The following is a 24,552-nucleotide window of genomic DNA, read 5'->3' as shown; positions in this document are numbered from 1 at the left end:
TTATTGATCTATTAGGATTCAGCAGAACACTTCCTTTTGCGATTATTGTTTTATAAAATTAAAAAAGACAACATCGTTCTCATTTATCTTATACGTTTTACTAAACTTTCCTGTGCCATCAATGTTTATTTTCTCAATTGCAATTGGCTCACCATTATTATTTTTCTTGATTGATTTTACTTGTTCAATAGTTAATTGGCTAGGTTTGCCCATCGCTAAATAATCTGCAAAAGCATCATTAACTTTATAACCGACTTTATAAATCTCCAGATTGTATTTCCCTTTTTTCAATCCTTCCACTTCAATTTTAACCTCTCCTTTGGATTTTGAAGGTAAATCTTTTATATAATATTGCTGATTGTTTATTGCATCTGGCAAAGTGTAAGTAAAATCCCAAAACAAAACCTGCACATCGCCCTTATCGTTTTTAGTAGCCCAAGAAGAAGTATCCGTATTTTTAAGCTCATTTTCTCCCAATTTATTCAAAAGTGAATATGAAAAATAAGCTGGTTTCTTAATACCTTGAGTGTTCAACAAACCAAATCCTCCATGAAAAGGCGTGAATCTAGGTCCCGGCTCTTCGAAAATATCCGTAAAAACCCAATAAGACATCGAATTTGCAGCATTTCCTACTTGCTTTAATTTTTGAAGAATATAAGCCGCCGAATGGTAACTGTCATGAATTGGGTCGGCTGGTGTATAGGATGAACTCCATTCGGTATAATGCAATTCGAGATTGGGTTTTGCGGAAGCCGAAATTTGCTTGCGCGAATTAATTACATCTCCGCTCACGCTTGATGCTTCTTTACTCAAAACCGTTCCAGAGCCTCCAAATTCATCTAAAAAACCTTGCCCAACACCATACGTATGTGTCGAAATAAAGTCTATTGGCACATTATTTTTAGAACAAAAATCAATTGTTTCCGGCACCCAAGCCGCTCCGGCTGTTGCAGGACCACCCACTTTATAAGCAGGATTTACGCTTTTGACAGCTTTTGCAGCAGACTCATATAATTTAAAATATTCCTGCTGTGTTCCTGTCCAAAAACCAGGTGTAAGATTAGGTTCATTCCACACTTCAAAATACCAGGTTTTTACTTCATCGGCTCCGTAGCGTTCTGTAAAATGAGCGGTAAGATTGCGAATTAAATCTTCCCATTTTTTATAATCTTTTGGAGGTGTAACATTTCCTTTCCACCAAAAAATAGTTTGACTTCCGCTCGCTAATGCTGATGGCATAAAACCTAATTCCACAAAAGGTTTGATATTTATACTTAAAAGAAAATCATACAAGGCATCAATATACTGGTAGTTGTATTCTGGATTTCCTTTATTATCCTCGCGATACACAGCCATATCATCAGTCAATAAACCATGCATACGGATGTATTTAAAATCACATTCTTTTTTGACCAAAGCCAATTGCTGCTGCCAATCGGCGCGCAGTCCTTCATTTGCTCGTCCGGCACCGATACATTCTTTGAACATGGTGTTCATTTTCCCGCTAACATCATTATAATTAACCTTTATAGTTCTGTTATCTGAATTATTTTGTCCAAACGTTGAAACATTGTTTAGACAGCATAAAACAATCAGTAGTAATAAATTTTTCCTCATATATTATTATTTTACATTTATCTTTTTGCTTAAATGAATTACATCCGAAGCTGATCCAATCTGCAGTTCAATCGTATTCTTTTCTAACTCAAATTGTTGTTTTGCGACATTCCAATATTGTAAATCTTTGGCTCTGACAGTTAATAAAACGTCTTTCGTTTCTCCTGCTTTAAAAAATACTCTTTGAAATGCCTTCAGCTCTTTTTCAGGACGCTCAACTTTTGAATCCAAATGTTTAACATATAATTGAACTACTTCGTCGCCGTCTGTATTTCCAGAATTTGTGATTGAAACCGTAACTTTTAGATCGCCATTACTGGTAATCGTTTCTGAATTGATTTTTATCGAATTGTACTTAAAAGTCGTGTAACTTAATCCGTGGCCAAAAGCATACAAAGGTTTTCCTTTAAAATACTGATAGGTTCTTCCGTTGCGAATATTATAATCCAATAAATCAGGTAAATCAGTGATGTCTTTTACCCAAGTCTGTGTTAAACGACCAGCGGGATTGTAATCTCCAAACAAAACATCTGCAAGGGCAGTTCCCAATTCCTGACTGTTTTGTGCCATGTGCACAATAGCCGGAACATGTTCTTGCGTCCAATTAATAGCGTACGGAAAACTGCTGATTAAGGCAACTACCGTTTTAGGATTCGCCTGATAAGCAATCTTGATTAAATCTTCCTGTTCCAATGTCAATGACTGGCGGTCAACTGATTCTTTGCCTTCGCTCGGAACCGGACAATCGTTCCAGCCAGCATTGCAAACCGGATGATTTCCAACTATCACAATAACTGCATCGGCTTTTTTAGCAATTGCAGCAGCTTTTCCGTCTGCATTATTTTTTGCATATAAAACTTCAACATTTGAACCTAATTTATTTTTAATTCCCTGCAAAGGAGTTACCGTATAAGGAGGTGTTCCGCTATACCAATCCAAAAGCACCTGATCGGCACGAGTTCCAATTATGGCAAGCGTTTTTATTTTTTCTTTTTGCAAAGGCAAAAACTTTGAATCATTTTTAAGCAGTACAATTGATTTTTGAGTTGCTTCTAATGCAATTCTTTTATGTTCCTCCCTTTTCCAAGGATCTATTGTGTCTTTACCGATACCAATTTTTGCATACGGATTTTCATCAGAAGCATCGAGCATTCCTAATTTTATCATCACTCGGAAATTACCTCGAATTTCAGCCTCAATATCTTTTTCGGTTAAATATCCTTTGGCAATTGCTCCGTTTACTCCTTCTTTATAATCGTCCAAAAACTGATTGATTCCTGCTTTTACAACTGCGGCTGCCCCCAAATATTGATCTTCATAATATTTATGATCCGAAAGCAATAATTTGAAAGCGCCTCCATCAGTACAGATAATTCCGTTTTGTCCCCATTCTTTTTGAGTAATGTCTTTCAGCATCGGGTGTACTGTGGCTGGAATTCCGTTTACTTTGTTGTACGCTGCCATATAGGCACGTGAACCGCCCTCTATAACTCCCATTCTGAAAGGAACAGAATAATATTCTCTCCAAAGACGTTCATCAAAATCGGATGAAGTGTAGGTTCTGCCGTCTTCGTTGCTGTTTGCCAAAAAGTGTTTCATCAATGAAGCCGACTGCCAATATTTTGGATGATTTCCCTGAAGTCCTTTTACAAAAGCAACGGTCAGCGTTCCATTTAAAAAAGCATCCTCTCCATAACTTTCTTCTGTGCGTCCCCAGCGTGGATCTCTTGCAATATCTGCATTTGGAGCTCGGATTACCAAGCCTCCACGATTGTATTTTTGAAAAGCAAAACGAGCTTCAAATCCTTCCACTTGAGCTACTTTCTGAATCAAATCGACATCCCAAGTTTCTCCTAAACCATAAGCTTGCGAAAAAGTGGTTGTAGTTAAAGGTTCTTTTCCTTTTCCTCCCCATTCGCCTGGACCGCCAAGTGCTAATCCGTGTAATCCTTCCACATGACCCGTACCAACTACTCCCAATCTTGGAACAGAAGGATTAGTGCTTAATACCGCTACTTTTTCCTCCAGAGTCATTAGAAACAAAAGATTGTCTATACGTTTTTCGGTTTCCAAATTGGGGTTCTGAAAAGGATATTGCTGTTTTTTTTGCGCCAAAAGAGGCACAACAAATAATATAAAGAATAAATAAAATATAATTTTTTTCATTTTAATTATTGACTAAAGCCTTTTCATATTAAAGGTTATTTATTTTTAAGAAACAGGATTCCTGTATCATTTTGGCACGAAGATTTTGCAGATTTACACAGATTTTCATTTACATATAAAGCACAAAATTTCTTAATTAATATAGAATTTGCGTGAGGGATAGCAGTGGAAATCCTTTTTTTTCCCGCCTTTTTGCGGGATAAAAAAAGATTGCAACGAATAGCCCGGCCCTTGGGACACGCCCAAAATATATTTATAAACCCTCCCATCATCCTGAGAAAATGGGAGGGTGTTTTTAATTTATAGTTTTTTGAATCGGATGGCTGTTCCTCCAGCTCCTCCTAAATGCAATTCAAGATTATCCGAAGCTTTTACTGTTTGTTTAGTAATGGCAACACTTTGAGGATTATGAGTTTCATCAGTTCCTTTGGCATCAGCATAAATCTGCGCTTCGTAAGTGGCGCTTGGATCTAAGAAAGACAATGAAATTTTTAAATCTCTACTTTTTTCATTGGTCATACTTCCCAAATACCAGTCTTCACTGTTTTGGTCTTTACGAACGGTTGTCAAGTATTCTCCGATTTCGGCATTTAAAACTTTAGTGTCTGCCCAATCCGTTGGAACGTCTTTTAAGAATTGGTACCCTGGCACTGCGTAGTTTTCAGGAAGGTCGGCCAACATTTGGATAGGCGAATAAAAAGTTACATACATCGCCAATTGCTGTGCTGTTGTACCGTGAACTCTTTTTCCAGGATATCCTTGTTTGATTTCTACATCCAAAACCCCAGGCGTGTATTCCATTGGCCCAGACAACATTCTGGTAAATGGCAAAATAACAACGTGGTTTGGTGGATTTCCTTCGCTCCATGCGTTGTATTCCTGTCCTCTTGCTGCTTCTCTAGCCAACATATTTGGGTAGGTTCTGCGTTCTCCAGTATCTTTTATTGGTTCGTGATAGAAAACTGCCAAATCATATTCAGCTGCTTTTTGCAAAACGTATCTGAAATAATTTACTCCAAATTGTCCGTGGTGCCATTCTTTCATGTTTAATTTTGAACCTACGTGACCGATTTTCACGGTGTGGATTCCTAATTTTTTGTACAATGCAAAACCTTCGTCAATTTGTTTCAAATAGTTAATCAAATTCGAACCCGTTTCATGGTATCCAATAAGTTCTACATCTTTTTGTTTTCCGTATTCAACTACTTTTTCTAAATCGAAATTATCAGCGCTTTTCGTGAAGCTGAACATGTGCATGTGGTTTTCATACCAAGCTGGTGTCCAACCTTTGTTCCATCCTTCTATCAGTAAATGATGGAGACCTTCTTTGGCAGTAAAATCAATGTATTCTTTTGCATTTTTAGTGGTAGCTCCTTGTTTGTCGCTTTCCCAAAAAGTATATTTCCCAATATGCATTCCCCACCAAATTCCGAAGTATTTATATGGTTTTACATAGGATGGATTACCCATTTTGTTAGGCTCATTTAGATTTAGAATCAAATAAGAATCGATTAAATCTCCTGATTTTTCACCAATTTGAATAGTTCTCCAAGAAGAAGTGAATGCGTCTTTTACTCTTACTTTCACCCCATCAGCCCAAGGCACCAAGTCAGTTTTTAATTGTGTTCCCGTGTTGTTTACCAATGTTGTGCTTGCGTAATCAATCAAATTTGCTTCGTGAAAACTTAATTTCAATCCGCTTTTGCTTTCGATTGTTAATGGTGTATGAACAGTGTCAATCGCGTTTATGCTTGATTGTTGATATAAATACTCATAACGATTTTCTTTATAAGCTGGAATCCACCACGCTTTTCCTTCCTCTTTTAGATTGAAAGTCGTTTTTTCATCCATGATGAAAATACTGTCTTTCGTTCCTTGATTTGGGTACACATATCTAAAAGCAATTCCGTCATCGTAAGCACGGAACTGAATTTCCAGTTTGCGCTTTGCGCTGTTTTTTTGCTGTAACTGCACCACCATTTGATTGTAGTGGTTTCTTATTTTTTTCTTTTCTCCCCAAACCTGTTCCCAAGTTTCATCAAAAGATGTATTTTTTACATCAACCACTTCAAAATTTGAACTGAAGTCATCATTGTTTTTTAACGTAAAACCCATATCCGATGGAGTAATCACTTGGGTTTTCCCGTGTGAAACTTCATATTTTGGAGCTGTTTTATCTAGGTTAAATTTAATTTTGTTTATCCCTCCTGGAGAAGCCAGTTCGTAAGATTTGCTCTTTTGAGCCTGTACAGTACCAACAACTGTCAGTGCTGCTAAAAATGCCGGAAGTATGATTTTTTTTAACATGGTATTTTTTTTAATATATTTTTTAAAATAGGGGGAAGCACTAACTTACCTTCCCCCGATTTTCAATCTAAACAAAACTCAACTTAATTATTTTATCCACTCCGTTTTGAAAGTGGTTTTTCCAGTTAATGGATTTGATGTTGTTTCAAAGCTGTTTCCTTTTTTGGAAACAGTAATTGTTTGTACTGCATCGCTTTCTGGCAAGAAAACTTTTGCAGTAGCAGTTGTTGTAGCATCAGATGCATAAACTTTTAAAGTCAATTTGCTCCAATCCATATCTTTGGTTGACTGAGCCAAACCAATATGAGGAAGTGCAGTTCCGTCTTTTACTAAAACTACGATTGGTACTTCGCCAGCTTGGATTTTATGCCATCCGCCTTTGTACACTTTTTTTGTTTGGTAATCAATCCAAGTTCCCTCAGGAAGGTAAACATCTCTTTCGGTTACCTCTTCAAAAAGCGGTGCTACCAAAATACTTGAACCAAATAAATACTCGTTATCTACTAACCAAGCTCCTGGATCATTTGGATATTCCAAAAACAAAGCACGCATCATTGGCAATCCTTTTAGAGAACTTTCTTTAGCCTGAGCATAGATATATGGCATTAATTCGTAACGCATATTATCTGCTTTTCTAAATCCTTCCAAGAAGTCTTTGCTGTACAACCAAGGTTCGCGCGGAGGCTCTCCATGGCTTCTTACGTGTGAAGTAAACATCCCGAACGGTGTCCATCTTCTATATAAATTCTCAGGTGCTTTGGTTGCAAATCCTCCTACGTCATGACTCCAGAAACTGAAACCGCTTAATCCTAATGAAAGTCCTCCTCTTAATTCGGCTGACATTGCTCCATTGCTTGTTTCGGCATCTCCACCCCAATGTAACGGGTAACGCTGGCTACCAGCCCAAGTACTTCTAGCCCAGATTAAAGTATATCCTTTTTCTTTTTGAGTAATTTCGGCAACCGCTTTGTTGTAACGCAATGGGTATAAATTATGCTCGTAGAAACCAGTGCGTCCTGAATGGTAAATTCCTTCTGGCGGTGCAGCTTCTCCAAAATCTACTTTGAAAACAGAAACTCCTTGGTCAAATAATTTTTTCAATTTTCCTTGATACCAAGTTACTGTTTCAGGATTTGAGAAATCCAATACAGCATCTTCATAAGGAAGATTTCCTTTGCGGTCTCTTACTGCCAAATTTTTGTCCATGATTTCATTGAACAATGTATTCTTTGGAGTGAAGTAAGGCAATTGCCATAAACACACATGGTATCCATCGTCTTTCAAATCTGACATCATTTTTTGAGCATCAGGAAAACGAGATTTAGCAAACTCATAGTTGTTTCTCCAATCTACATCAAACCAGCCTGTATCAAAGTGAATTACATCTGTTGGGATTTTGTAAGCACGTAAATCTTTAGCTACTTGACGGCCTTCTTTTTCAGAGAAATAAGTAATACGGCTCATCCAGAAACCGAATGACCAAAGCGGTGGCATTGCAGCTTTTCCTGTTAAGTTGGTATATTCATCCAATATTTCTTTTGGTTCTCCGATGAAGAAAAACAAATCGGCTTCATCATCTCCAATGTACATTTCATTGGCACTTCCAAAATATCTTCCAAAGTCAACTGTAATAGGTGTTGAATGGTGCATGAAAACTCCGTACCCACGGCTGCTCATATAAAACGGAACCGGCTTGTACATAGTTTCGTTTTGAATACCATTGGCATCATCTGTCCATAAAACTACCTTTTGACCTCTTTTGTTAAATTGAGTGAAAGATTCCCCGCAACCAAATATTTTTTCGTCAGGTTCTAAACTAAAAGCAGCTCCCATACTTCTAGAATAATCACTGTTTCTGCGCACAAATGAAAAAGGAAGTGATGGTGTATATCCGTTTGCGAAATCAGAATTATGAAGCGTACTCGTTAGTAATTTTCCTTTTTCGTCATAAATTTTCACATGCCATGGTTTTGACAAAATCTCGACAGTACCATGTTTACTCGTGTATTTATAACCGCCTTCGATTTTAGAAGATTTCCATAATTCCGGGTGATTCGGAGCAACTCCGTCAACCAACATCAATGATTCTTTTTGTGGATGAAATTGTGGTCCAGAAGTCGTTTTGATACGAATGGAACGATCCGATACAAACTGAATTTCAAAAGGCAATTCAGGAGAAACTTCATACTCCGTTGTTGGAAATTCATTGGCAGGAACAACAGCCGGCTTCATCATCATATTGTTGAAAGCCTGACGTGTTTGATAATTGTAACGCAAATATTTTATAGTTCCTTTTCCTGTTGCAGGATCAAAACTAGCTAACTCATCAGCAAAATAAAAGGTATTCAAATAATTCTCAAAATCCTTACTGATATCTATTGGTGCGTTTAACACATCCGCATTTTGAATCTGTGCCGAAGCTTTTGGCGAAAGCAACAAACCAAATCCCATAAAAAGCGATAAGGAAGCTATCTGTATTTTCTTCATTGTGTTTATTTTTGGTTATTAGTTAATATTTATTTGGTGGTAATTACAATTGTCTTTTGTTTTAAACCATTTGCTTGAGCTGTTAATTCTATTTTACCGCTTTTGGTACCCGACTGAACAACAACTAAACATTTTCCGTTAAGCGCAGTGTGTTTTGAACCTTTATACGATTCATGACTAACAGGATCTCCGCTGCAAACTCCTACGATTGTTCCGTTTCCTTTTAATGAAAATTGAATTTCGTTATTGGCATTTGGCGAAAGCACCCCATTTGCATCAGTGATATCTACAGTTACGAAAGACAAATCATTTCCGTCAGCTTTGATAGTTGGTCTATCTGCAGACAATTTAAAAGTTGCCGGCTCTCCAGCTGTTTTTATTTCGGATTCTAAAACTGTCTTTCCATTTTTACGAGAAACAGCTTTTAAAGTTCCTGGCTGAAAAGGAATTCTCCACATTACATGCAAATCGTCACCTTTTTTACTTTGGATGCCAACTGATTTTCCATTTAAGAACAATTCAACCTCATCAGCATTATTGTAATAAGCCCAAACATCTACATTTTGTCCTGCTGTCCAATTCCAATGCGGGAAGATGTGAAGAACCGTTTTGTTTGTCCATTCGCTTTGGTACATATAATAAACATCTTTCGGGAAACCAGCTAAATCCACAATTCCAAAATACGAACTGATAGACGGCCATTCGTAAGGAGTTGGTTCTCCAATGTAATCGAATCCAGTCCAAATGTACATTCCTGCAAGGAAATCGTGTTTTTTCATCACTTTCCAAGTCGCTTCGTGGGTTGAACCCCAAGGCGCTTGCACTTGATCGTAAGCCGAAACGGTGTTTCCTGGATTTCCATCGGTGAATTTAAGATCCCATCTTACCGGCCATTTCTTAATCTGATCCGAAACCGCATCATAATAACCACGTGTTTCAAGAGCAGAAGTCGTTTCGGTTGCTATGAAAGGGACATTAGGAAAGTTTTTTTGATGGTGCTCAAAAGTTTGATGTGCATAATTATAGCCTATAATATCCAAAGCTCCCGAAGTTGCTAATTTATTGAAATAGGTTTTAGACTTTTCAAATTGCAGTGTTACGGCATCAATATCCATATTAACGGCAGGATTCATTCCAGCAGTAACCAACCTTGTAGTGTCCAACTTTTTTACAATTGCGGATAATTCTTTCGCAATTACTGGGCCTTCATCACTCCATTGTTCTGGAATTTCGTTTCCGATACTCCACATAAAAATGCTGGGATGGTTTCGGTCTCTAAGGATTTGATCCTGTAGATCTCTAACATGCCACTGATCCCAGTCAAGGCTGTAATCGTATTTGGTTTTGGCTTTTTTCCACATGTCAAATGCTTCGTCCATAACGATAAAACCCATTTTGTCGCAAAGGTTTAAAAGCTCTGGAGCAGGCGGATTATGAGAAGTTCTAATTCCGTTTACCCCCATTCCTTTAAGAATTTCTAACTGGCGTTCGATGGCTCTTGTGTTGATTGCAGAACCTAATGGCCCTAAATCATGGTGCATACAAACCCCTTTGATTTTGACTTGTTTTCCGTTTAAAAGAAACCCTTTGTTTAGGTCAAATTTGAAGTATCTAATTCCGAAGTCTGTTTTGTATTCATCAACAATCTTGCTGTCTACGCTAATTGTTGTAACCGAAGTGTATTGTTCTGGTTTTTCATCAGACCATAAAACAGGATTATTAACCAAAACATTTTGATTAAGAACTTGATTTGCGTTTGCTGCGATTGCTATATTTTGAGTAACAGATGTTACTTTAGTGTCATTTTTTAAAATAGTAGTAGTTACTATTGCATTTTTAGAAACTGAATTTTGATTTTTAATCATAGTTTCAATATTTACCGAAGCTTTATAGGCAGTAACTTTCGGGGTTGTAATGTAAGTTCCCCACTGATCAACATGTAATTTATCTGTTGTTTCCAACCATACATTTCTAAATATCCCTGAACCGGAATACCAGCGTGAATTAGGTTGTTTTGAATTGTCAACCTTAACAATAATTTCATTGTTTTTATCTCCGTAATTCAAATACCGAGAAAGGTCATATTGAAAACCAAGATACCCATTTGGGCGTTTGCCAAGATAGTGACCATTTATCCAGACTTGGCTGTTTTTATAAACTCCATCAAAAATGATTGAAGTAATTTTTTCTTTATTCTCAATAGCAATCTTAAATGTTTTTTTATACCACCCTAAGCCTCCGTTAAGAGCGCCTCCGCCATAACCAGCTGGACTTTTTTCGTCAAATTTCCCTTCAACACCCCAATCATGCGGCAAATTTAATGTTCTCCAAGCTGTAGAATTGCTGATTGTATCTTTGTCTTTTATACTGTCGTTTAAGTGAAAACTCCAATTTGAATTGAAAGCCACTTTTCTAGAATTGGGAACAGTTCCCTTTTCTTTGCCAGTATAGGACATTACTAGAACTGTAATTCCCAATAATGCCAACACTTGTATAAAATCGCTTATTTTTTTCATTTTTCTAAAAATTCTATTTTTTTTAAAGGAATATAAATGTACCGATAAGTGTTTAAATAACACTACTTATCGATACATTATTATTACTTTTAGTTCTAAATCATGTTTCAATTTTAAAATCGATACTTGTCATTTTGGGATTGGCATCAAGAGCTAGTGTATGAATCCTATCTCTTGATGTTGCAAAACCCATTTCAAAACCCAAAAACTGCATTAACCTAAATAATCATTCTATTATGGCTTTGGTTTGTAACGGAAAACGATTTGACATTTCCCTTCTCCAGTTCTACTTTGGTCACGAACCACTCCTAACTCCAGTTCAGTCTCAGTAATTTTAATAACGTGTACAGAAGTCCAATTACTAACATCTGCATAATAATCCCCACCATAAAGCATCTCTACTCCTCCATTAAAAACTAATTTATTATTTGGGATGTCAAACACAAAAGTTCCTGACTTGTTTGTCTGAGAAGTACCTACAATTGCGGTTTGTTTTACGGAAACATTATAAGCCTCATTAAGGTCAAAGTGCATTTCGCCCCAATCTTTGTTTTCCATTACCCAACTGTTACTCGCATAATCAGGAAACCAATTCCAGTTATCGCCAGATGTACCTGGATATTCTAATCCTGCCCATCCCATAGGGTTGGCCATGTTTAGTACCCAAGTTTTTCCTGCAGCTCCATTGGTTAGCATTGCCCACTTTGGATCAGTAGTAATAGACGACAAATCAGTTTTGGCAATAGTTATCGTTTTTGGTTGAGTATATAAAGCTCCACCTCTTGTATAAGCAGTATAAGTTACTGTGTAAGTCCCTTTAAAAGGAATTGTCACAGAAGAGGAATTAGCATTAAAATGTCCAATCTCTGTTCCCGCCGCATCAGTAACTGACCAGTAAGGAGTAACATCTTTGTCATTATTTGTCATAACCAGTGTATTCTCTGATACAACTTCGGTATGATTAAGTGTGGCTTCGGTATAAGTTATTGCCGGAAGGCTATCGCGATCTTCAATAGGTTCACAAGAAAAAACTGAACCCAGAGCCATTGCAGCTACAAGTATATATAGTTTACGTTTCATAGTTTCTTTTTTTATTAGTTAAATTACCAACCTGGGTTTTGAGACATTGCCCCGTTTGAAAGCACGACTTGAGATTGAGGTAATGGGAACCAACCCAATGTTTCTGGTCTAAAAGTGATATTAAACTGAGGATCGGCATCAACATTGTCAATGGCAGCTTTGGCTACTGCAGTTCCTTGTCTGATTAAATCAAAATAGCGTTGTCCTTCAAGAGCCAACTCCAAACGGCGTTCCTCCATAATTACTGTTTTAGAAACTACTATACGATGTGTTGCATCTTTATAAGCACGGTCACGTACTCGATCAAGACACGTTTGAGCAAAACCATCATTAGTTCCTAAATTAAGTTCTGATGCCATCAATAGCACATCCGAAAAACGAATTACAGCTAAATCTTGATAGTTATCAATTTGGAAATTTCCTCCATTGATCTCTACAATAGCTTTTCCAGCTGCATCGGTAATTGGACAATATTTTTTCCATGCATAACCTGTATACTGACGTTGTTCTCTAGCTTGAGCATCAAAATTCAAACCTTCTCCAGAGAAATTAATAATCGTAGCATCTCTACGAGTATCCCCTGCTCCATAAGCATTATACAGTTTAGGATTAACAGTGGCGCCACCCCATCCTGTTCCGTATTGTCCTATAGTACCACCACGAGGAGCAATATTTACCTGGAAACGGTTTCCTTCGTGCAGATTCCAATCTCCTTTACCTGATCCGTTGAAACGAACAGCCCAAACTATTTCAGTATTTCCTTCGCCAGCAAAATTTTCTAGAGAAGCTGCAAGCCATAAGTGAGCAAAATCGGCTACTAGAGCATGTCCACTATTATTTACAGCATCATTGATATAAGTTACTGCTTGCGCTTTGGAAACTACACCCGCTAAATCCGCTTTTTTATAATAATCCGTATAGAACAAAAATGTTCTTGCAAGGTAAGCTTCAGCGGCCCATTTAGTAATGCGACCATAATTAGCATTTCCAGGTTGTGAATAGTTATCGCTACCTAAATTATCAGCAGCAAATTTTAAATCGTTAGCAATTAATGCATACGTTACTTCTGGAGTCGCTCTTGGAGAATAAAATTCGGCTGAAGTTATTGTTTTGTCTAATGGTACAATGTCTCCAAACATTTTGGCCAATTGAAAATGAAAATGAGCTCTTAAAAAACGGGCTTCTGCTTCGTATTTTGTTTTCAATGCAGTATCGGTTCCCCAATCTATTTTATCCAAATTTTCTAACAGGATATTTGCTCTATAAATTCCTTGATAAGGTATTTTCCATGCATCTTTATTCATGTCCTTGTCTGACACATATAAAAAACGATCCCATTCTACATCCCCTTGAGCATCAGCGATTCCATATCCTCCAAAACAATTGTCCGAAGCTTGTTCGCTTATCAATAAAGGCCCACCGTAAGCTTCACGCTGTAATATGTCATAAATGGCAACAAGTCCTTCGTAAGCATCTTTTGGTGTTTTATAAAAATTCTCGGTTACTTTTTCGGTATAGGGTTCGTTTTCCAAAAAATCATTGGAACATGCCGCCAATACGAATAAGCTCGAAACTGCAAATAGTTTTATATATTTTTTCATCGGTTTCATTTTTAAAAGTTAACATTAAGACCCAACATGTATGTTCTTGGCTGTGGATAGAATCCTACGTCAATACCTTTGGCCCATGATTGGTTACTGTTTCCAAATCCAATTTCTGGATCCATTCCTTGGTATTTTGTAAACGTAAATAAGTTATTTGCCGCTACATAAAGTCTGAACTTGCTGAAGAAATTAAGGTTGTCTGTTAATTTTGTCAAATCACAACCCAAAGTAGCCGATTTAATTCTGAAGAAATCAGCATTTTGAACATACAAATCAGAGAATTTCGTGTAATTTCCATTGGCATCTGTACCGTAAGTAGCTCTTGGAATACTGTTTGAAGTACCTTCAGTTGTCCATCTGCCTAAGATGCTAGTTGTGTAATTATTATAGGCACGAGTATAATCATGAACTCCAAAAACATTTTGGCTTCCTGCCACACCATAAGTGTAAATAGAGAAATCAAACGCTTTATAAGATATATCCATATTGAAACCATAAGTAAAATCAGGATTTGGATCTCCAATTTCGGTTTTGTCATTGGCATCGATTTTTCCATTACCATCTAGATCCACAAAACGAACGTCTCCAGGCTGTGCATTCGGCTGAACAGAAGTTAGCTCAGATGCATTTTGAAAAATTCCGTCTGTTTTTAATCCGTAGAAATACCCAATTGGTTTTCCAACTTCAACTCTGTTGATTTCATCCATTCCTTGGAACAACAAATTTGAATCCCCGTGAATGATTCCTTCAGCATTAGCAATTCTAAGTACTTCGTTTTTGTTGAAAGAAGCATTTGCATTTGCTGAGAAAGTCCAATCCTTTCCGAAGTTTGTTCTATAACCTAAACCAAATTCCAATCCTTTGTTATTGATATCACCACCATTGATAAAAGGCGCTGTAGCTCCTGCGATATCCGGAACCGAAGCTTGTACTAACCAATCTTTGGTTGTTTTATCATAATAATCAAAAGTAAAAGTCAATGAAGAAAACAAAGTAAGATCAAATCCTAAATCCAGTTGCTCAGATGTTTCCCATTTCAAATCAGGATTAGAAATCGCATCTGGGCTAGATCCCACTTGCAATGTTTCATCAGTTGTACCAAAGTGATAGTTTTTGTCATAAGAACTTATCGTTGACATATAAGCAAATTGCTTAGCAAATTGATCATTCCCGTTTTGTCCCCAGCTCCCTCTAAGTTTAAGATTGGTTACCACATCGTTTTCTGGGAAGAAACTTTCTTTATCAATATTCCAACCAGCTGAAAACGCTGGGAATACTGCATATTGGTTATTTGGTCCAAAATTGGAAGAACCGTCTCTACGTATTGTAGCTGAGAATAAATATTTATTGTCATAATCATACAATAAACGTCCAAAATAAGATTGCATATTGTAATCATAACGTCCTCCAGATACCGTATTTGAAGTTTGGTCTGTAGCATTACTCAAATAAGCATGCTCAAAATCATCAAAATTCAAATCTTTACCCGTACCACTCATATATTCTGAAGTGTTTTCCTTTGCTGACGTTCCAACCAATACATCAAAATGGTGAACATCATTTAAAGATACTTTGTATTGCAACGTGTTCTCGAATAACCAACCCAACCCTTTATTTGAACTTTGGGTTACACTAGATACCGTCGTATTATTGTTAGAAGAAAGTGAATATACCGGAGTAAATGAACGATAAGCACTATCTGTAATATCTACACCAAAACTAGTTCTGAATGTAAAGTTTTTCAAAAATTTCGCTTCCGCAAAAATGTTACCTACAAAACGGTCAATTTTATTTTCATTAAAATTGTTGTAATACAATGACCCAAGTGGATTACTGATATCTGAGGCAATAATAGAATGTGCAAAATCCCCATTCGAGTCATAAGCTGCATCTATTGGCGCTGCATTCAAAAATCCTCTGATACTGTTACTATAAATTCCTTGATCAGAAACACCGCTACTTTCGATATTTGCATAAGAGAAATTCTCTCCTATTTTCAAATGGTTTTCGATAACCTCTGAAGTTGAATTTACAGTAAAAGTGGTACGACCATATTTAGATTGATTATTTTGACTACCAATAAGTCCGTCTTGACCATAATATGACAATCCAGTTGCAATAGTTGATTTTTTATCACCACCTGTAATCAATAAAGAGTGATTTTGTTTCATAGCCCCTTCATTAAACAAATCTTCCTGCCAATCGTGATTTGGGAAAGAGGCGATTTGTGCTGGAGTGTACAAAGGAGAAAGTCCTGAGTTTACTCTTGCTTCATTCATAATAGTAGTATACTCTTGAGTATTCAACAAATCTAGTTTTTTGGCTACTTGTTGGAATCCTGTGTATGAACTCAATGCTACATTCATTTTACCGTCTTTTCCTTTTCTGGTTGTTACCAATACAACACCATTGGCTGCTCTAGCTCCATAAATAGAAGCTGCCGCTGCATCTTTTAGGACATCGACTCTTTCAATAGAAGACGGATCCAAATATCCAATACCATTATCGACAACCACACCGTCTACAACATATAGCGGAGAATTGTTTCCTGCAGTTCCTACCCCACGAATGTTGATTACCATTCCCGCTCCTGGTTGTCCAGAAGAAGAGGTAACATTAACACCCGAACTTTGCCCCTGCAAAGCATTCACTACGTCCCCAACGGCAACAGCTTGAATATCCTTGGCCGAAACTACTGAAGTCGCAGCTGTAGAAACTTTCTTCTTCTGTGTTCCGTACCCGATAACAACTACCTCTTTAAGGTCTGAAGTTTCTGTTTGTAAGGCAACATTAATAATCGATTGATTATTAACCGAAATATTTTGGGTTCTGTACCCCAAAACAGTAATTTTTAATACGTCATCTGATTTTACAGTAATTTTATAAGTACCGTCAAAATCCGTCGATGTACTTGCTCCTCCTCCTTCTACAGTAATATTTGCGCCGGGAATACCCACGCCATCACTTTTAGAAGTTACCTTCCCAGTAACAGAAAGCGATTTCTGTTGTGCAAAACCCGACTGCAGCATAAAAACGCTAAACAGGAGTGACATACAAAAGGGAAGCATTGTCGATGTACAATATTTTCTTTTCATAATAATTTAAGAATTGGTTATTTTGTGTTAGTAATGTTTTGAATTTATTTTAAAAAGCATTGGCAATAATTTGTTCAAATAATTCTTGTTTTCCACTTATTTGTTGAGGCTCTCCTTTTGCACGGGCAATGGCACTAAGATCTTCTAGAGAGAGCTCTCCTCTTTCAAACTTGGCTCCGTTATCACCGTCAAATGATCCGTAACGCTTTTGGCGTAATTCTTTATAGTTTGTATTTTTTAAAATATGGTCTGCACAGATAAGTCCTCTGGCAAAAACATCCATTCCTGCAATATGAGCAATAAATTTATCATCGATATCGATCGAATTTCTTCTCACTTTTGCATCAAAGTTGATTCCTCCGCCTTGAATTCCTCCGCCTTCTAAAATCAACAACATAGATTGGGTAATTTCGAAAACATCAATAGGGAATTGATCCGTATCCCATCCGTTTTGATAGTCTCCACGATTGGCATCAATACTTCCCAACATTCCAGCATCTACAGCCACTTGTAATTCATGTTCGAAAGAATGTCCTGCAAGAGTTGCGTGATTTACTTCTAAATTTAATTTGAAATCATTTTGAAGTCCATGTTTGTGAAGAAATCCTAAAGTTGTAGCCGCATCAAAATCATACTGATGTTTCATCGGTTCCATTGGCTTTGGCTCAATAAGGAAAGTTCCTTTGAAACCTTGTTTGCGGGCATAGTCTCTACAAATAGTCAAGAAACGTCCCATATGTTCCAATTCTCTTTTCATATCAGTATTCAAAAGACTCATATATCCTTCTCTACCACCCCAGAATACATAATTTTCTCCTCCTAAAGCAATCGTTGCGTCAATCGCAATTTTGGCTTGGGCTGCAGCATAAGCCACTACATCAAAATTTGGATTGGTAGAAGCTCCATTCATATAGCGAGGATTGCTAAATAAGTTTGAAGTTCCCCATAACAATTTGATTCCTGTTTCTTTCTGCTTGATTTTTGCATAAGCCACCAATGCTTTTACACGAGTTTCAAATTCTTCCAAAGTAGGCGCATCGTCTACCATATCAATGTCATGAAAACAGTAATACGGTATACCCAGTTTACTCATGAATTCAAAAGCTGCATCCATTTTATCTTTGGCACGTTGAATAACATCTTCGCTTTTATTCCATTCAAATGTTTCAGTTCCTGCACCAAAAGGGTCACCTCCTGTGTTACATAAGGTGTGCCAGTAAGCCATAGAAAAACGCAAATGCTCTTTTAACGTTTTACCGGCTACTACGCGATTTGCATCATACCATTTGAAAGCTAACGGATTCGTACTTTCTCTACCTTCAAATTTTATGGTATCGATGTTCTCAAAATAAGATTGTTTTGTTGTGCTCATTATATTATGATTCTAGTTTAATATGATTTTTCCATTCTTGGTATATTTCCTGATACTGAGAAGTCAATACAGGATTCGGTTCTATTCTCTCTATGCATTTTAAACCGTCAAAAGCCTGATCCAAAGAAGCATAATACTCAAAACCATAAGCAGCACCTCGGGCAGCACCTTCGGATCCGGAGGTATTGTATAATTCTAATGTGGTTTGTGTAGTATTGGTGAAGATTTCTCTAAATACAGGGCTTAAAAACAAATTTGCATTTCCAGCACGAACTATTTCTCCAGATGCGCCTACCGATTTCATTACATCAAAACCGTAATTCATGGCAAAGACAATTCCTTCACAAGCAGAGCGAATAAGATGTCCTGACTGATGAATATTAAAGTTTAAATTTTGAATTCCGGAATTAGCATTTTTATTATTGAAAATACGCTCAACCCCATTTCCGAAAGGATAAAAACGCAAGCCTTCACTTCCTGCTCTTACTTTTGCCGCTTCGGCATTCAGCGCTTCATAAGCGATTAAACCAGTTCTGTCAGTCGACATAATTTTACGCAGCCATTGGTACAAAATTCCAGAGCCATTAATACATAACATTACCCCGTTATTTTTTTGAGCCTCGGTATTATTGACATGCAAAAAGGTATTGATACGATTTTCTTTGTCGTAAACATCTTGGTCACTTACAGCATAAACCACTGCCGATGTTCCTGCTGTTGTTGCAATTTCTCCAGGTTTCAATACATTCAAAGACATGGCATTATTGGGTTGGTCACCACCTCTGTATGTTATTTTTACATCTGAACTCAATCCTAATTCTGCTGCAACATCTGGGTGTACTGTTGCTTGATACCCAAAGTTGGGCACAATTTCAGGAATCTTATCTACGGGAAGCCCCATAGCCTGCAACACTTCGGTTGCCAGAGTTCCTTTTGAAAAATTCCATAAAGCGGCTTCCGATAAGCCCGAAGTACTTATTTGTGCTTTTCCGGATAGTCTTGCAGCTATGAAATCGCCCGGAAGCATCATGTAAACCGCTTTTTGAAAAATCTCTGGTTCATTAATTTGAACCCATTTTAATTTGGAGGCCGTAAAATTTCCCGGGCTTCCAAGTATTTGTTGTTGACAGGATTCGTGTCCCATTCTGTCATAAACTTCATTTCCTATGCTAGCCGCTCTACTGTCACACCAAATAATCGAAGAACGAACTGGATTCATATTTTCATCAGTCAATACCAAACCATGCATTTGGTAGGCAATCCCGATTCCTGCAATTTTTTTTAAATCAATATGATTTTTTGAACCAAGAGCTTGAATACCATTTTTCACGTATTCCCACCACTTATTTGGATCTTGTTCCGCCCAGCCAAATTTTGAAGCAATGATATCCATCTCAAATTCAGGAGCTGTTACCGAAGCAACAGTCATTCCTTTATCAGCATCAAATACCGATAATTTTATGGATGAACTCCCTAAATCGATTCCTAAAAAATACATATTATAAGCTATTTTATGATTGATTCCCTAATCGTTTTTACACTTTTGGTCAAAAAAACCATAACGTTATGGTTAATTTGACTACAAGTGTAAAACATATTTTTCATATTAGCAAAAATTTGCGTTTAAATATTTCTAATTGATAATAAAACGATTCTATTTTTACCGATATCCTATATTGTGGAGTAGTTTTTATAGGAATTTAAAACATTATCAAACAATTAAATATCTGACAATTAAGTAGTTAATATTTATTTGCATTAAAAACAGAAAAAAAATTAAATTTTGAATGCAAAAAGGAATTTAATCGCTATTATTCTACAAAATATATTTCTTTGTCTACAACAAGACTCTTCAAAAAAATATTAATTTAGCGTTAAACTTTGTAAGGCTATGGGTGGAAAAATTATCGACCGAGATTTAATACAAATCGTAGAGCAATCTGCCATGAACGCCATTACTATTGACTGTGTCATATTTGGTTTTGACAACGGCATACTGGAGGTGCTTTTGGTACAACATGCCGAAGGTATCAGTAAAGGAAAATGGGGATTACCCGGCGGTTGGATAAACAAAAAAGAGAGTCCCGATGACGCCGCTCACCGTTTGTTAGCCGAACTTACCGGTATGGATAATATTTACCTTGAACAGTTAAAAGCTTTTGGAGAACCCGACCGTTTTCCGCTTAGAAGGGTAATTACCATTGGTTATTATGCTCTAGTAAAAAGAGAAGACTATAATATTAAAGCAGGTTTTACGGCTTCGGATGCAAAATGGTATAAGATTAATGAAATCCCCGATTTAATTTATGACCATAATGAAATTCTATCCTACAGCATAAAAAATCTGCGCAATAGAGTGCGTCAAGCGCCAATAGGATTTAATCTGCTACCCGAAAAATTCACTTTACTGCAACTCATGCACTTGTATGAAGAAATTTTAGGAATTGAGATGGATAAATCAAATTTTCGCAGAAAAATTCTGCACATGAAATTACTGGTTGCTCTGGACGAAAAACAACAGGATGTATCTCACCGAGCCGCTCAATTGTATAAATTTGACTCTGAAATTTACGATAAGTTAACTCAGAAAGGTTTTAATTTTGAGTTTTAAAGCTTACTTGCAAAATCAAAAAAAGCATTTTTTCTTTATAAAAAATCAAAAAAATTAACCATAATATGACTATAGCCAATAAGGAATCAACAAATGAAGGAATCACTATTGACTGCGTTATATTTGGTTTTAATAAACAAAGCCTCGAAATTCTTCTGGTGCAACATGCAGAAGGTGAAAGTATTGGTAAATGGGGATTGCTTGGAGGATGGATGCGAAAAGAGGAAAGTGCCGATGACGCTGCCCAGCGAATATTGTATGAACTAACCAGCCTTGACAACATTTATTTGGAGCAATTAAAAGCTTTTACCGATCCAAACAGAGTGAGTAGCCAAAGAGTTGTAACCATTGCCTATTATACATTGGTGAACCGAGAAGACTATAACATAAAAGCCAGCGCCACCCTAAGAGAAGCCAAATGGTTTAAAATCAAAGATATACCAAATTTGATTTTTGATCACAACGAAATTTTAGACTTTAGCTTGACACAATTGCGCAATCGAGTACGACAGGCTCCTATTGGTTTTAATCTTTTGCCTGAAAAATTCACATTATTGCAATTAATGCATCTCTACGAAGAAATACTAAGCATCGAATTGGATAAATCTAATTTCCGAAGAAAAATTCTGCACATGAAATTGCTGGTTCCATTGGATGAAAAGCAACAGGATGTTTCGCATAGAGCTGCAAAACTGTATAAATTTGATGCTGAAATTTACGAAAAACTGACTGAGAAAGGTTTCAACTTTGAATTTTAGTCAGCAATTAAAATTAAGGAATTGCGAATTCAAAAAAACATATTACTAACCCAAACGACTTATCAACAGTTCTAAAAATTAACTTTCGTTATCCGAAAGCATACGGCAGTATTGCGTAATTTTGCATCATGTATGCTTTAGTCGATTGTAATAATTTCTATGCTTCCTGCGAACGTGTTTTTCAACCGAAATTCAACGGAAAACCGGTTGCAATATTATCCAATAACGACGGCTGCGTCATTTCAAGAAGCAATGAAGCCAAAGCTGCAGGAGTGCCAATGGGAGCCCCGGCATTTCAAATTAAGGAATTGATTAAAGAAAAAAACATTGCCATATTCTCTTCCAATTATCCGCTGTATGGTGATTTGAGTAATCGGGTGATGTCCATTTTGGGGCAGTTTACTCCCAACGTAGAAATTTATAGTATTGATGAAGCCTTCTTGAATTTTGACGGCTTGAATGTTTTGGATTATCACGAATATGGGCTTCAAATGAAAAACCGCGTTCAGAAATGGGTGGGTATTCCGGTTTGCATTGGCTTTGCCGAAACCAAAGCTTTGTCGAAAGTAGCCAATAAAATCGCAAAGAAATTCCAAAATAGAACCCAAGGTGTTTATGTAATAGACAGCGAAGAAAAACGCCTTAAAGCCTTGAAATGGACCAAAATTGAAGATGTTTGGGGAATTGGTTACCGAACCATCAAGAAAGTCAAACTACGCAATATCAATACCGCACTCGATTTTACCCAACCGCAACACGAAGCCTGGATCAAGAAAGAAATGGGAGTTGTTGGCCTTCGCCTAAAATATGAATTGGAGGGGAAATCAGTTTTGGATTTAGAACCTATTGCCGAACAAAAAAAGAGCATTACCACCACCCGAAGTTTCCCGAAACAAATTGCCGATTTTGATTTACTCCGAGAACGGGTAACCACTTTTGCTGCCGTTTGTGCCGAAAAACTGCGTAAACAACATTCTTGTTGCCACACCATCATTGTGATGTTGGTAGTCGATAAACATTCGGTTAAAACATCCAAATATTATTTTAATATGGCGGTGACGTTACCTTTTGCAAGCAATTCAACTTTGACCATAACCAATGCAGCCGTTGAAATGCTAAAGAAATTGCACAAAGGCAACGAGGGAATCAAATTCAAAAAAGCGGGAGTTATCGTCACGGAATTGATCGATGAGAATCGAAAACAGTTTCATTTATTTGAAGAAGAAAATCCAAAACATTTGGCTTTAATGAAAGTGATGGATCGACTGAACCACAAAATTGGTGACACCAAAATAAAATTAGCCTCACAAAATTTAAGCCTGACTTGGAATATGAATCAGAATCATCTTTCTCCAAAATACACTACCAAGTTTAAAGAAATATTGGAAATACAATGTCAATAAAAAAAGAACAAAAACTTATTTTTTTCCGTCCCGACTTTGAAAGTGACGAGCGAATTCTGTACATAAACGAAGGCGTTTCGGCGGGTTTTCCCTCGCCTGCTGCCGACTTTATGGAAACCAATATTGATTTGAACAAAGAGTTAAGCGAAAATCCTTTGGCAACTTTTTATATAAAAGTCAAAGGCAACTCGATGATTGACGCTGGTATCAATGACAAAGATGTTTTGGTTGTCGACCGAAGTCTGGAACCACAAAACAACAAAATTGCGATTTGCTGTATCGATGGCGAGTTTACTGTAAAACGCATTCAGGTCGAAAAAGACTGCCTTTACCTCATGCCCGAAAATTCAAGTTACGAACCCATAAAAGTAACCGAAGAAAACCAGCTTATCATTTGGGGAATGGTTACTTATGTGATAAAGAAAGTCTAACTTGTTTAACATTTTACCGCAATGTTCGCAAAGAAAGCGCAAGGAACACGAAACTTAGCGAACTTAGCTTAATTCTTTGCGACCCTTGCGGTTATACCGACCGCGGTTTTTTTTTAAGCATTCAAAATATTTACACAGATTAAATCACTTACTGCCAATATAAAAGCCACCTCAACTTTTTGATTTATAAAAAATAGTGGGTATGTTTACAAAGCAAAGCTTTTCTAGAAGCGGCGTTATGACAACTATAATCCCTATCCAAGACTTATTTCCCATGAAATTCAAAAATTTCCTTATGCTTACCTTATTGCTGTTGGTCAATAATATATCCTTTGCACAAAAAGAATCCAAAAACTGGAATGGTAAAAAATGTGCCGTCGTGTTAACCTATGATGACGCCTTGAATATTCATCTGGACAAAGTAATCCCAGCGCTTAATTCATTCAGCTTCCAAGGGACTTTTTATCTTATCGCCTCTTTGCCTGTCGTTACAAACAGAATTAAGGAATGGAAAACTGCTTCTGAAAAAGGCCATGAATTAGGCAACCACACCTTAAATCATCCCTGCGACGGCAGTTTGCCAGGACGCGGTTTTGTAACCAAAGAAACCGATCTTTCTAAATATACGGTTGCTAGATCCGTGAAAGAGATACGAACAGCAAACCAAATTCTAAAAGATATTGATGGCAAATCTGAACGCACTTTTGCCTATCCCTGCGGCGATCTAAAAATTGGAGATACGCTTTATTATGATTATCTGAAAAAGGATTTTGTAGGCGCAAGAGGAGTGCAATCAGGATTCCTTCGAGCAAAAACTGTAGATTTGGCCAATGTCAATTCTTTTGTAGAAGATGGAACTACCGCAGCACAAATGATTGCCCAGATTGAAGAAGCCGAAAAGGCTGAATCGTTTATTGTTTTCTTATTTCATGGTGTTGGCGGTGAACATCCAATGAATGTAGATTTAGAAGAACATCAAAAATTACTCCTCTACTTAAAAAACAGAGAAAAAGACATCTGGGTTACGACAATGGTGGATTTGGGTAAATACATTCAAAAACAGCAGACTAATTAATACCAAACACTAATATAAATTAGTTCAACA

15 protein-coding genes are annotated in these 24,552 nt (G+C 37.0%); 5 read left to right on the top strand and 10 right to left on the bottom strand.

Features of this window, described 5'->3' with window-relative positions; genetic code table 11:
- Positions 1 to 42: 42 nt before the first annotated feature.
- The 10 genes from B0E44_RS16845 to B0E44_RS16795 form a co-directional block, all read right to left on the bottom strand.
- Positions 43 to 1,617, bottom strand: coding sequence for a glycoside hydrolase (locus tag B0E44_RS16845; RefSeq protein WP_077377949.1), 1,575 nt, complete (start codon positions 1,615 to 1,617; stop codon positions 43 to 45).
- Positions 1,618 to 1,623: 6 nt separating this feature from the next.
- Positions 1,624 to 3,783 carry a glycoside hydrolase family 3 C-terminal domain-containing protein gene (locus B0E44_RS16840; RefSeq protein ID WP_077377946.1) on the bottom strand — a complete coding sequence of 720 codons (2,160 nt, stop codon included), beginning with the start codon at positions 3,781 to 3,783 and terminating at the stop codon, positions 1,624 to 1,626.
- Positions 3,784 to 4,083: 300 nt separating this feature from the next.
- The gene (locus tag B0E44_RS16830) at positions 4,084 to 6,090 is read right to left on the bottom strand and encodes a glycoside hydrolase family 97 protein (RefSeq protein WP_077377940.1); all 2,007 of its coding nucleotides are present in this window, start codon (positions 6,088 to 6,090) and stop codon (positions 4,084 to 4,086) included.
- Between the two features lie 87 nt (positions 6,091 to 6,177).
- A complete protein-coding gene (locus tag B0E44_RS16825; protein WP_077377937.1) occupies positions 6,178 to 8,577 on the bottom strand; it encodes an alpha-xylosidase in 2,400 nt (799 codons plus the stop codon).
- Between the two features lie 29 nt (positions 8,578 to 8,606).
- Entirely contained in the window at positions 8,607 to 11,093 is a 2,487-nt protein-coding gene (locus B0E44_RS16820) for a glycoside hydrolase family 2 (protein ID WP_077377935.1), read from the bottom strand.
- Positions 11,094 to 11,327: 234 nt separating this feature from the next.
- Positions 11,328 to 12,173 (bottom strand): hypothetical protein, encoded by an 846-nt coding sequence (locus tag B0E44_RS16815; RefSeq protein ID WP_077377932.1) that lies wholly within the window; start codon positions 12,171 to 12,173, stop codon positions 11,328 to 11,330.
- 23 nt (positions 12,174 to 12,196) lie between these two features.
- Positions 12,197 to 13,774, bottom strand: coding sequence for a RagB/SusD family nutrient uptake outer membrane protein (locus tag B0E44_RS16810; protein ID WP_077378375.1), 1,578 nt, complete (start codon positions 13,772 to 13,774; stop codon positions 12,197 to 12,199).
- 11 nt (positions 13,775 to 13,785) lie between these two features.
- Positions 13,786 to 16,872, bottom strand: coding sequence for a TonB-dependent receptor (locus B0E44_RS16805; protein ID WP_077377929.1), 3,087 nt, complete (start codon positions 16,870 to 16,872; stop codon positions 13,786 to 13,788).
- Between the two features lie 49 nt (positions 16,873 to 16,921).
- On the bottom strand, positions 16,922 to 18,244 hold the full coding sequence (gene xylA, locus B0E44_RS16800) for a xylose isomerase (protein ID WP_077377926.1): 1,323 nt from the start codon (positions 18,242 to 18,244) through the stop codon (positions 16,922 to 16,924).
- A 4-nt stretch (positions 18,245 to 18,248) separates the two neighbouring features.
- Positions 18,249 to 19,742 (bottom strand): FGGY-family carbohydrate kinase, encoded by a 1,494-nt coding sequence (locus tag B0E44_RS16795; RefSeq protein ID WP_077377923.1) that lies wholly within the window; start codon positions 19,740 to 19,742, stop codon positions 18,249 to 18,251.
- 393 nt (positions 19,743 to 20,135) lie between these two features.
- Here B0E44_RS16795 and B0E44_RS16790 point away from each other — a divergent pair, with 393 nt between their 5' ends.
- From B0E44_RS16790 to B0E44_RS16770, 5 genes are all read left to right on the top strand, one after another.
- The gene (locus B0E44_RS16790; protein ID WP_077377920.1) at positions 20,136 to 20,855 is read left to right on the top strand and encodes an NUDIX domain-containing protein; all 720 of its coding nucleotides are present in this window, start codon (positions 20,136 to 20,138) and stop codon (positions 20,853 to 20,855) included.
- Between the two features lie 65 nt (positions 20,856 to 20,920).
- Entirely contained in the window at positions 20,921 to 21,613 is a 693-nt protein-coding gene (locus B0E44_RS16785) for an NUDIX domain-containing protein (protein ID WP_077377917.1), read from the top strand.
- Between the two features lie 128 nt (positions 21,614 to 21,741).
- A complete protein-coding gene (locus tag B0E44_RS16780) occupies positions 21,742 to 23,016 on the top strand; it encodes a Y-family DNA polymerase (RefSeq protein WP_077377914.1) in 1,275 nt (424 codons plus the stop codon).
- Positions 23,007 to 23,447: a LexA family transcriptional regulator gene (locus B0E44_RS16775; protein ID WP_077377911.1), complete on the top strand. Its 441-nt coding sequence runs from the start codon at positions 23,007 to 23,009 to the stop codon at positions 23,445 to 23,447. Before B0E44_RS16780 ends, B0E44_RS16775 begins: the two co-directional genes overlap by 10 nt.
- Positions 23,448 to 23,685: 238 nt before the next feature.
- The gene (locus tag B0E44_RS16770; protein WP_254423314.1) at positions 23,686 to 24,522 is read left to right on the top strand and encodes a polysaccharide deacetylase family protein; all 837 of its coding nucleotides are present in this window, start codon (positions 23,686 to 23,688) and stop codon (positions 24,520 to 24,522) included.
- Positions 24,523 to 24,552: the final 30 nt, after the last annotated feature.

This window comes from Flavobacterium sp. A45, assembly GCF_002001005.1.
In the GTDB taxonomy this organism is placed as follows: Bacteria; Bacteroidota; Bacteroidia; order Flavobacteriales; family Flavobacteriaceae; genus Flavobacterium.
The sequence above is the reverse complement of the archived record's forward strand: the minus strand, read 5'-3'. Positions and strand labels throughout refer to the sequence as shown.